The organism is Agathobaculum massiliense (assembly GCF_900291975.1).
In the GTDB taxonomy this organism is placed as follows: domain Bacteria; phylum Bacillota; class Clostridia; order Oscillospirales; family Butyricicoccaceae; genus Agathobaculum; species Agathobaculum ammoniilyticum.
This window is the reverse complement of record NZ_OMPN01000001.1, coordinates 2,597,231-2,608,523: the sequence shown is the minus strand read 5'-3', so window position 1 is coordinate 2,608,523 and position 11,293 is coordinate 2,597,231. Positions and strand designations below refer to the sequence as shown.

The following is an 11,293-nucleotide window of genomic DNA, read 5'->3' as shown; positions in this document are numbered from 1 at the left end:
TCCATGGGGCTTTCCCGCGCAGTTTTTCAAACGGCAATTTCAAACCCTGTTCCCTCCCGTGCTGGTTTATCAATTCGCGCTCTATCATAAGCGCAGTATATTGAAAAAGCATTGAAGAAATCCGGCTTTAACAAATTTTCCACCGCTCATACACAAAAACTCCATACACAGCCTGCAAAATAAAGGCATCATCTGCCAAAGGAGGCGCCGGCTATGCGTGTTCTGCTTATCGGCCCCAGCCCTAATGAAAAAATCCTGCCGGCGCTGCGGCGCGATCATATCCTTGCCGACTGCCTGCCCCGGCCGGAGCAGACGCAGACCGGCTTTCCGGAAAACCTTTACGACGTGGTCGTCCTCTTTTCCGATACGGACGCCGCCGCCCTGCCCGTCCGGCTCCGCATGGTGCGGGAGGACGGCGTTTCAGTTCCCATTCTTGTTGTCGCGCCGCGCTCCTCCGCGCGCGACCGCATCCGCGCGCTGGACGCCGGTGCGGACGATTTCCTGACCGAGCCGTTCCTGATCGCCGAGCTGCTGGCACGGGTACGCGCGCTCGGGCGGCGCGGACGCATCCTTCAGCCGCGGCTGCTGCGCGCGGGCGACCTGACGCTCGACCGCGGACATTTCCTCCTCTCCGGCCGCGCTGGCGAGGTGCGCCTCTCCAGCAAGGAGCTGCAGTTGGCGGAGCTGTTTCTGCTCCATCCCGGCCAAATCCTGCCGCGCGACACCTTACGGCAAAAGGTCTGGGGCTGCGATACCGAGGCGCGCTATAACAATATTGAGGTATACCTGTCCCTCCTGCGGCGCAAGCTGCGCGCGGTCGATTCCGTTGTCCAAATCCAAGCCGAGCGCGGCGTTGGCTACTATCTGGAGGTCCAGCCTAATCATATGCAGGCATAATAAAACGCCGCAACGGTCATCCCGCTGCGGCGTTCTTGCTTTTTACAGGCCGCGGTGCTTGCTGCGCTCGATCGGGCCGAACCAACTGTCCGCGATGCGCTTCAGCAGGGTCCACAGCCCGCTGAACCTCAAACCATAGTGTTTCATGCCATGCCCCTTCCTCCGTCCGCACTTCCTGTCCCGCGCCTTATGTATCACAAGGCTTGTCCTTGATTGTATTGTACCCCTTTTTTCTTGCTGTTTCCCTCTCAAAATAATGAAAATTTTCTTAAGATTTTGTTAATCTTCTTCTGAAAAAGGGGCTGTCCCCCATGGACAGCCCCTTTCCCCCTTTACTCCTCCGGCTCCGCCGCGTCCTCTCCCAAGGCGAGCACGGTTTCGCTCTCCACTTCGCTCAGCTCGGTCACGCTTTTGAGCTTGCGCCGAATCGCGCGGGTGCGCGTGCCGACCAGCTTGTCCAGCTCGCGGCTGGCCTGGTCCAAACGGGTCTGCGTCTGCGTCAGGCAGGCCTCAAATTTATCAAACTCGGTCTTGACCGCCCCGAGCACGCTCCACACCTCACCAGACCGCTTTTGTATCGCAATCGTGCGGAACGACATTTGCAGCGAATTGAGCAGCGCCGCCATCGTACTCGGTCCCGCGATGTTCACATGGTAATCGCGCTGCAGCACCTCCACCATGCCGCGGCTGACCGCTTCCGCATACAACCCCTCGAACGGCAGGAACAGGATGCCGAAATCCGTCGTATATGGCGGCTCCAGATATTTGTCGCGGATATCCTTCGCTTCCGCCTTCAGCGTATTGACCAGCGTTTTGGCACAGGCGTCGAGCTGTTCGCGCGCGCCGTCCTCATAGGCGTCGCGCAGCGCGCCATACGTCTCGCCGGGGAATTTGGAGTCAATCGGCAGCCAGATAAAGCCCCCATCCTCCACTGGCAGCTTGACCGCGTATTCAACCACGTTGCGGCTCCCCGGCCGTGTGGCGACGTTCACCCCATACTGCTCGGGCGCAAGGATATCCTCCAGAATCGCGCCGAGCTGGATCTCGCCCACAATGCCGCGGGTCTTGACATTGGTGAGAACCTTTTTCAAATCGCCCACGCCCTGCGCCAGCGTCTGCATCTCACCGAGGCCCTTATAGACCTGTTCCAGCCGCTCATTGACCAGCTTGAACGATTCATTCATACGGTCGGATAGCGTTTTCTGCAGCTTTTCGTCCACGATCCGCCGCATATCGTCCAGCTTTCTATTGTTATCCTCCTGCAGGGCGCGCAGGTTTTTATCCACGGCTGCGCGGATGTTTTCCAGGCTTTGCGCCGTTTCCGCCGTAAAGCCGTGCAGCCGCTTTTCAAACTGCCCCAGCTGGTCGGTCACGCCACCCATCCTGCCGGACAGGCTTTTCTCCATCGCGGAAAGCTGGTCCAACTGCGCCGCGCGGCCTTCCTTCAGATTTTGGCTGACCAGCGTCCCCAGCGCCGCGATGGTGCCGCTGTCCTCCTGCCGTTCCTGGACCGCGGGTTTCCGCGTCAGCAGGATGATGACCAGCGCCAGCAGGATGATGACCAGTACCAGCGTGGCCACAGATAGGTATTGCATTGTCTCGGTCCTTTCTCAGCTTTGTGTTTTACCGCAGGACATGCAGCTCCTTAGCAATGCGCTGCATCTCCTCATCGGTCGCCGCGATAACATCCGCGCACTCTTTCAGGTCGTCCGATATGTGCGGCGGCACCTGCACATCGGATTTATACCGAAGCTGATGCTCCAGACTCGCCCAGAAATCCATGGCAATCGTCCGCAGCTGCAGCTCGATCCGCACCGGCTTGGTTGTTTCCGACAGGAAAATCGGCACCTCCAGGATCAGGTGCAGGCTGCGGTAACCATTCGGCTTGGGGTTGGCAATATAGTCCTTCTTTTCGATCAGTGTCAGGTCGCTTTGCCGCATCAGCATATCCGCCACCGTATAGATATCTTGGATAAAGGGGCAGATCACGCGGATGCCGCCGATGTCGTTCAGGTTATCCATCATGGACTGTAAAGAAATCGGGAAGCCGCGCCGCTTGAGCTTTTTGATAATGCTGCGCGGCGATTTGATACGGCTTTTGATCGAATCAATCGGACTTGGCTTGCCGGAGATATTCGATTCGTCGCTCAAAATATCCAGCTTTGTCTTGATCTCTCGGATTCCCGCCTCATACAGCAGCATGATCTGCTGCAACTGCATGGCGGATTCCATCAGTTTCTCCGCGTCGTGTTCACCCAGCATATCCATTTCGAGAAAATCGGTCAGTTCCATTGCATTCCTCCTGCATACAGGCATTACATCCCTTCGGTGTCTATTATAGCATAAAAGCGCCAACTGGGCAATCCAGCCGGCATCGCCCGTGCAAAAGCAGGCAAAATCAGAGCTTTTTGTTATAGTACAGCAAGGTAATGCATTCGATAATCAGCATTGTTGTAAAAATGAGGCCAAAGGCTACCAGCATGCCTCCAAAGAACGCCTCCATTGCCTGCATCCCAAAAATACTGAGCAGCATACAAACAAAGCACACCAGTTCCGCGATACCCAGCGCACGGCTTTTAGCGCGCCACTCGACCAAACGATTTCGCTCGTCCAGTTCCGCGATCTTGTCCTCGCGCGACATCTCCCGGGAAAAGCTGCGGAGCAGTCCGCTGCCGCCGATCAGCAGGCATAAAATTATCATAACCGTTCCTTTCAGGTCAAATCCTTTCCATATGCTGATCATCAGCTGGAGCGTGCCAAGCACTATAAAACCAATTCCATACCAGAACGTTTTTTTGTTATAGATTTTCATACCGCTTATCCTCCTCTTCCCTGTTTTCTTTCAGACAATAGAGCTCCTCGATCGATGTGCCGAACTGCTCCGCTAAACGGTAGGCCAGCAGCAACGAGGGGTTGTACTGCCCCTTTTCCAACGAGATAATCGTTCTGGCAGACACATGGACCCGCTCCGCCAATTGCTGCTGTGTTATACCAGCAGCCGTACGCAATTCTTTTACTCGGTTTTTCACTATACCACCGCCGAATATGAAGTAAGCTTCACATGAAGTATACTTCATATTATATAACAATTATCCAAACTGTCAAGAAAAAACGATTCTCTATATTACAGATCTACAAAATTTTTTACAAACCCATTTACGAATCATTTCTTCTATTCGCTCCATCCATATCAGCATCAAAAACACGGATTGCAGGCGTCGAAAAGCAGCCTGCAATCCGTGTTATGAAATGATTTCAAGTCCATCGTACGGTTATAGTTACCAGTTCATATCCCATTCCGCTTTTACGCTGGGGTCAGTTGAATTGCGTATTATCAACTCTCCCTCCAAGCAAATCATCATTCTGGCGGACTGGTCATTATTGACCCGACGCATAAAAAGCTCGAACGCCTGCGCTCCCATTTCTTCTTTCGGTATATGAATGGTGGTCAACGACGGCGAAATCAGCGAAGCCGGTGTGTTATCGTTAAATCCCACCACTGCAATATCTTCCGGAATCCGGATCTGTTGCTGCTTCAAATAGTTAATCGCGCCAATCGCCATTTGGTCGTTGCCTGCAACAACCGCATCGATTGTTCGTCCTGTATTTAAGAGCTGCTTCATGGCCTCATAGCCGCTTTCGCAGGTATAACGTCCCTCAACAATCAGATGGTCATCCACGCTCAGCCCCTTGAGCAACAAGGAAGATATAAAGCCTCTGCGCCGGTTTTTACCCATCATGTATTGGTTTGGCGCTGCGATATGCGCGATGTTCCTGCGTCCGCTCTCAATGAGGTAATTAGTTGCTTTCATGGTCCCTTCCAAATCGTTAACAACCACTGCGTCTAATTTGGGACTGATCGCTGCTTCAAGGCAGATAATATGCATCGGCTGTGATGAAAAATTGATTGCGTGAAGAAAATCCAAATATTCCGCGGTTTCAATTTGATCCACATCCGCGCAAGACGACAACATAACGCCATCATAATTACGCGAGCGCAACAGATTAATAACTCGTCTTTCCTGGTTAATATCGCCTTTTGTATTAAAGATACTGACCGTGTAATCCTCTTTATCCGCAGCGACCTGAATACTTTTTAAAAGATTCGGAAAAAAGATGCTGGTGATAGAGGGAATAACGACGGCAATTTGCTGGGATTTTCCTGTCTTCAGCTGGCGACCAACTAAATTAGTTTCATAATTCAGTTCTTTAACCGCCTTCATAACCCGTTTTGTCAGAGCGAGACTAACCGGTCTGGTCCCATTCAGCACATTAGATACAGTAGAAATTGACACGCCGGCGTGCCGCGCTACATCCTTTATACCAACAGACTTTTCCGTAAGTATCATATTTCGGGCTTCTTTCTAATAAATTAGCTTACCCCGTTCTGCTACTTGCAAATTCAGGGTTGAATATAGCTGTTTTATTATATCTGATTTTTTTTTGAAATTCAATCTTCATCTTTACATAATTCCCCAATTCAATCCGTCCGTTTGCGGGAATCGAGAAATACCGCTATAACAATAACAGCACCCTTGACCACACTCTGCAAATTGGAGTCGATCTGCAGCATGGTCATGCCATTTACCAAAATACCCAAAATCAAAGCGCCAAATACCGTATTGACAACTTTTCCACTACCGCCGGAAAAACTGGCGCCACCTAAAATTACGCAAGTAATCGCATCCATTTCATAGGCGTTGCCAACAGAAGGATTCCCCGAGCGCATTCTGGCTGTCAGCACAACAGCGGCTACCCCCGTGCAAATACCGGCAATCACATACCCCATGAAATTACATAGACGAACATTAATACCCGAGACCTTTGCAGCAGTTGCGTTTCCTCCAATTGCATATATCGAAGTTCCGTATTTTGTGCGCTCCAAAATAATGTAAATGATAATCGCCATCAAAACAAATATCCACGCTGCAATAGGTAATCCCAAGAAAGAATCTGTCCCGATGCTTTCAAATGCGTCATAAAACCCATTGATGTTTTTGCTATCGGTAATCAGCAAGGCCGCTCCTCTTGCTGCTGACATCATTCCCAGCGTTGCGATAAAAGCAGGAACGTTGCCATACGCTATAAAAAATCCGTTAATCACTCCTGTCAAGGCTCCAATAACTATTGCAATCAAAAACACCAACGGGATGGGAAGCTCCGCTCGAACCGCCAAAGCTGCAAAAACGCCGCACAGCGCTACCACCGAACCTCCGGAAAGGTCAGTACCGCCACTGACAATGGGGAACATAATGCCCAAGGCAATAATACCGATCACAGCCTGTTGACGAATGATATTAACCAGATTCGTGCTTTTTAAAAACGAATCCCCTTTCAGGATACTCATAGCCAACACCAGCGCCAACAAAATTAAAATAGCGCTGTACTCTTTAATAACGACCTGCAGTCTGTCTTTCATTGCAAGCGACTTTTTCATCAAGAATTCCTCCCCATTTAATCTGCTGTACCGGTTGCGTAGCGCATGATCTTTTCTTGAGAGAAATCCTTACGCTCAATGATGCCGACGGCTTTCCCCTCGCTCATTACCAGTATTCGATCGCTCATCCCCATGACCTCCGGCATTTCTGAGGAAACGATGATAACGCATTTCCCTTGCTTGGCAAGGTTTGTCAGCAGCCTGTGAATCTCGGATTTACTTCCCACATCGATACCGCGTGTGGGCTCATCGAAAATAAGGATATCGGGGCTGGTTAGCAGCCATCGTCCGACCAATACCTTTTGTTGATTTCCCCCTGACAGATTTGAAATCGGTGTGTTAATTCCGGGGGTCTTTATCGAAAGGAGCTTTTTCATCTCTTCCGCAGAATGCACGGTCATTTTCCGCATGATAAAGGGCCCTTTTGCATGTTTGGATAATGAGGCAGCCACTGTATTCAAACGCACGCTTAACGATAAAAAACAGCCGCTTTGTTTTCTATCTTCCGTAAGGAGGCAAAACCCATATCGAATTGCATCACTGGGCGATTTAATCCGCGCTTCTTTTCCATCCACATAAATTTTACCCGCAGACTTTTTTCGAACGCCAAACAGTGTTTCAACGACCTCGGTACGCCCTGCGCCCATCAGGCCGGCCAAGCCAAATATTTCTCCCCTGCGAACTTCAAAGCTGACATCATGAAATTCGTTATTACGGCTTAGCCCTTCTACCTTCAAATAAACTTCTCCGATTTCCGCTTCTTCCTTGGGAAAAATATTGGTAATTGTACGGCCAACCATCATTTGAATCAACTCATCATAAGTAATATCGCTTGCCAGCTTTGTTCCAATGTATTGACCGTCACGAAACACCGATATATCATCGGAGATTTCAAATACCTCGTCCATCTTATGTGTGATGTAAATGATACTGACTTGCTCATCCCTGAGCTTGCGAATAATTTTGAATAGATGCGCGACTTCTGTTTCTGTGATGGCGGAGGTCGGCTCGTCCATGATAATCAGTTTTGCATTATATGAAATTGCTTTGGCAATCTCACAAAGCTGCTGCTTGGCAACACTCAAGGTTTTCATTTTTGCATCTGGATCTATATCAATCTCCAGTCGATTAAAAAGTTGAAGAGCCGCTTCATGCATCGCTTTATCGTTTTTGATCCAGAGTCCTTTCAAACATATTTCCTTGCCTAAAAAAATGTTTTCATATACTTTGAGTTCCTGCACCGTGCTTAGCTCCTGATGAATCATGGCCAGGCCGTCATCCAGAGCTTCTCTTGGCCCTTTATAGTGTACTTCTTTCCCGTTAAAAATGATTTTCCCACTGTCCCGCGAATAAATTCCCAACAAGATTTTCATCATTGTGGACTTGCCAGCGCCATTCTCCCCCATCAGAGCATGGACGGTTCCCTTTCTTACGCGCAAATCCACATCTGACAGAGCGATCACCCCGGGAAACGCTTTACAAATACCGCTTGCCTCCAAAATATACTCTTGTCCCAAAAGTACTCCTCCTTGCCGCATGATAGTTTACAAATGGTTGCCCGCTTTTGCGGACAACCATTTGCGCAGAAAGAGACAGTGCTGCTTTTCCATTCTTAATACAGGAAGCGCAGCAGCGTTCCGACCTATGTATTTTTAGGTGTGTTTAACTCCACAATGCCAAATATTCATCCACATTATCTCTATTAACCAGCAGATCTTTCAGGACGACATCTTCCGGCTGCCCGCCTTTGGCCAGTGCCAGCGCAGCATCCAGCGATTCATAGGCCAAACCTTTCGCGTCTGCATAAAAAGTAAGCGTCATATCGCCATTCTTTACATATTCGCAGCCCATCTGAAGGCCATCAATACCCGCGACAACAACATCGTCTATCCCTGCATCCTGCAGCGCCAAAATCGCGCCGATTGCCATTTCATCGCAGGCCGCGCAGATTGCATCAAATTCAATGCCAGAGGTAATCCAGGTTTCTACGATCGAAATGGCGTCTTCACGCAACCAATCTCCATCCTCGCGTGCAACCAGTTCACATTCAGGCGATGCTTCCAAGGCAGACATTGAACCTTCTTCTCTTTCAGAGGCAACCAGCGTACCCTCCGTACCCGCCAGATATGCGATCTTACCGGAGCCGCCAATGGCATCGATAACCGCCTGCATCTGCGCTTCGCCAGTCTCTACACCATTTGCACCGACAAAACAATCCGCATCTTCCGCATCCTGCTGCATGGCTACATAATTGATCCCCGCTGCTTTGACGGAATCAAGAATAGAAAGCGAGGCTTCATAATCGACAGGCTTAAGGCAAACGCTGTCAATTCCCATTTCAATCCAGCCTTCTACGACAGCCATTTGTGTGGACACATCAGATTTACCATCGCCAATGATGACTTCCACATCCGGGTGTTCATCCGCCCATTGCTCAACATAATCGATAACAGACGAAACCCAGGTATCATTCAAATCGTTTACTGTGTAGCCGATAACGATTTTATCTTCTGCTGCCTCGTCCTGCGGCAAATCAGCGGAAGCATCGTTTCCGGATGCTCCATCTGACGAACATCCAGCAAACAGGCTCATCAGCATTGCAAATACCACAAACAAAGCGATTCTTTTTTTCATGATTTTCCTCCTCTTCTCGTCCCTACATTCATGGTAGAACTGCTTTTGTTATTGATCCCCTGCTTTCCGGATCAGGGGATCTCATCAAGTTTGACAGCGCGGTTTTCTCTCCAGGAAAGTGTCGCCGCTTTTGCTATCCGCACTGCTTGCAGCCCGTCATAGGCCGTAACCGGCGGTTCCGCACCATTATTCACCACATCAAAAAATGTCGCTTGCGCATGCACGAAAGCATCTGCATAGCGCTCCAGAAAGAAATATACCGGCTTATCTTCATGAACGCCGTCTTCATTATGTATGCTTACTGTTGTCTCCGGCACATTCCCTACCTGTGCAAAACCTTTTGAGCCATGGACCTCGGTACGTTGGTCATATCCGCAATTCGACTGACGGCTCAGATCAATCAGTCCAACCGCTCCACTATCGAATTTCAAAACAGCCAGAGCCGTATCGATATCACCATACTCTGTCAATACAGGATCAATCAATGCGTTACCGCAGGCATATACCTCAGAGACTTCAGAACCTGAAAAAAATCTGGCAAGATCAAAGTCGTGAATCATGGAATCAAAATAAATTCCTCCACTCGAGGCAATATATTCATAAGGAGGCAGCGCGGGATCTCTTGAACAGAGTTTAATGATTTGAGGAACCCCAATTTTTCCACTGGACACTGTATTTTTCAGTTTTTGTTGGTTTACATCGAAACGGCGCATAAAGCCCATCAGAAATTTTATGCCGGATTTTTGTATTGCTCCAATGGCCTGGTAAATTTTTTCGATGTCAGAATCCAGCGGTTTTTCACAATATATATTTTTACCGGTTTCGCAAGCCCTCATGATATAGGTGCAGTGCGTTGGTGTCGGTGAGCAAATAAATACAGCATCTATTTCCGCGTCCTCGAAAACACAGTTTGCGTCCACACCCGTATTTTCTATGCCAATTCGACCAGCCCACTGTCGAGCTTCTTCGGTCAGGTATGGATCAATAATGTATTTAATTCGGACATCCCGTTGAAACCGAACCAATGCTTCAGCGTGAACTCTCGCGATACGGCCAGCGCCCAGGATTGCAACAACATTTTTCATAAAATACCCCTCAGTATTCCTCCGGATAAATTACTACTTTCAAAGCCTTACCTGCCCGCAGCAGCTCAAGCCCTTTTTCATACTCGCTGAGCGGGAAGGTATGTGTTACAATCTCCTCCAACGGCAGTATTCCACTTTCTATAATGCGAGCTGTTTTTTCAAAATAATATTTTCCAAGGAACCCACCAAAAATCGCTGCCTCTTTGCGGACAATCTCTGCCAGCCGTACCGGCGGCATAGCCGTTTCGTCATGTCCGAACATCACGATTTTTCCTCCAGGGCGAATCATGTCAATCGCTGTGGGCAACAGTTGCCCTACCGCTTCAATACAATGGTCCACCCCCAGTCCATCCGTTTCCTCTAAGCAGACTGCCTTCAAATCTTCCTTAGCAGGATCAACCACACGGGTGGCACCACACTTTAACGCTTTTTCTCTGCGGTATTCATACGGCTCCGACACGATAACCTTTGTCGCACCATTTGCTTTTGCCATTGCCGCAAAAAGGAGTCCCATAGGGCCTGCCCCCAGAACACAAGCCGTATCCCCTGCTTGAATATCCAGTTTTTCAATAGCATAACCAACACAAGAAAGCGGTTCAGCCAAGGCGGCAAGCTGCCAAGGGGTATCTTTGCTGATCTTGTAAACGGAATGTGCTGGAACACAGGTATAGCTTGTCAATGCACCGTCCGCAAAAAGCCCCCTCGTAACTCCATGCTCCGGCCACGGCGTATCCTGCTGGCTGTATAGCGTAGTACACTGGCCCGGACAGTCGCTCCGGCAATTTTTACAGCATCCGCATGGCGGGTGCGGATCAACAATAACTCTGTCCCCGGGCTTCAACCAATCCACTGCCTCCCCTACCGCGGCAACCTCACCACAGTATTCATGGCCAAAAATAATACCAGGCTTTGCCGGATGCATTGGCGGATCCATCAAAACATGCAGATCCGTACCGCAAATACCTACGCCCAGCACTTTAATCTGAACGTCATCCGGCTTTTCCACCTGTGGTACTGGACGATCCTCATAAGCATATTCCCCCGGTTTTTTGAAGATAATTGCTTTCATGGTGTTCCACGCCTCCAGTTGAGTAAAATTCAATACGGTTATACCTAAGTAAAAAGATCATTACATGCTTTACCATAAATGCAGGCTGTTTTGATAAAAACGTTTTTATTTGTTGTCGCCATTATACCCCCCCCCCCCAAAAAAACCATATTTATTTTTTTTAATCCCATC

Annotated in this window: 11 protein-coding genes; 1 reads left to right on the top strand and 10 read right to left on the bottom strand. The window is 49.3% G+C overall.

Going from position 1 to position 11,293, the window contains the following annotated elements; translation table 11 throughout:
• The first annotated feature begins 213 nt into the window (after positions 1-213).
• Positions 214-897, top strand: coding sequence for a response regulator transcription factor (locus DBQ51_RS13205; protein WP_107631800.1), 684 nt, complete (start codon positions 214-216; stop codon positions 895-897).
• Positions 898-1,229: 332 nt separating this feature from the next.
• Here the strand turns inward: DBQ51_RS13205 and DBQ51_RS13200 are convergent, their stop codons facing one another.
• From DBQ51_RS13200 to DBQ51_RS13155, 10 genes are all read right to left on the bottom strand, one after another.
• The gene (locus tag DBQ51_RS13200; RefSeq protein WP_107631799.1) at positions 1,230-2,492 is read right to left on the bottom strand and encodes a DNA recombination protein RmuC; all 1,263 of its coding nucleotides are present in this window, start codon (positions 2,490-2,492) and stop codon (positions 1,230-1,232) included.
• Positions 2,493-2,520: 28 nt separating this feature from the next.
• Positions 2,521-3,189, bottom strand: a complete 669-nt coding sequence (locus DBQ51_RS13195) for a GTP pyrophosphokinase (RefSeq protein WP_054328089.1) — start codon at positions 3,187-3,189, stop codon at positions 2,521-2,523.
• 106 nt (positions 3,190-3,295) lie between these two features.
• Entirely contained in the window at positions 3,296-3,709 is a 414-nt protein-coding gene (locus tag DBQ51_RS13190; RefSeq protein WP_107631798.1) for a DUF2178 domain-containing protein, read from the bottom strand.
• On the bottom strand, positions 3,696-3,926 hold the full coding sequence (locus DBQ51_RS13185; RefSeq protein WP_054328091.1) for a helix-turn-helix transcriptional regulator: 231 nt from the start codon (positions 3,924-3,926) through the stop codon (positions 3,696-3,698). Before DBQ51_RS13185 ends, DBQ51_RS13190 begins: the two co-directional genes overlap by 14 nt.
• 249 nt (positions 3,927-4,175) lie before the next feature.
• A complete protein-coding gene (locus DBQ51_RS13180) occupies positions 4,176-5,246 on the bottom strand; it encodes a LacI family DNA-binding transcriptional regulator (protein ID WP_054328092.1) in 1,071 nt (356 codons plus the stop codon).
• A 131-nt stretch (positions 5,247-5,377) separates the two neighbouring features.
• Entirely contained in the window at positions 5,378-6,334 is a 957-nt protein-coding gene (locus DBQ51_RS13175) for an ABC transporter permease (protein WP_107631797.1), read from the bottom strand.
• Positions 6,335-6,351: 17 nt separating this feature from the next.
• On the bottom strand, positions 6,352-7,872 hold the full coding sequence (locus DBQ51_RS13170; protein WP_390124573.1) for a sugar ABC transporter ATP-binding protein: 1,521 nt from the start codon (positions 7,870-7,872) through the stop codon (positions 6,352-6,354).
• A 124-nt stretch (positions 7,873-7,996) separates the two neighbouring features.
• Positions 7,997-8,968 carry a substrate-binding domain-containing protein gene (locus DBQ51_RS13165; RefSeq protein WP_107631796.1) on the bottom strand — a complete coding sequence of 324 codons (972 nt, stop codon included), beginning with the start codon at positions 8,966-8,968 and terminating at the stop codon, positions 7,997-7,999.
• Positions 8,969-9,039: 71 nt separating this feature from the next.
• On the bottom strand, positions 9,040-10,053 hold the full coding sequence (gene iolG, locus DBQ51_RS13160; protein WP_054328097.1) for an inositol 2-dehydrogenase: 1,014 nt from the start codon (positions 10,051-10,053) through the stop codon (positions 9,040-9,042).
• 10 nt (positions 10,054-10,063) lie between these two features.
• A complete protein-coding gene (locus DBQ51_RS13155) occupies positions 10,064-11,122 on the bottom strand; it encodes a zinc-dependent alcohol dehydrogenase (protein WP_107631795.1) in 1,059 nt (352 codons plus the stop codon).
• Positions 11,123-11,293 lie beyond the last annotated feature (171 nt).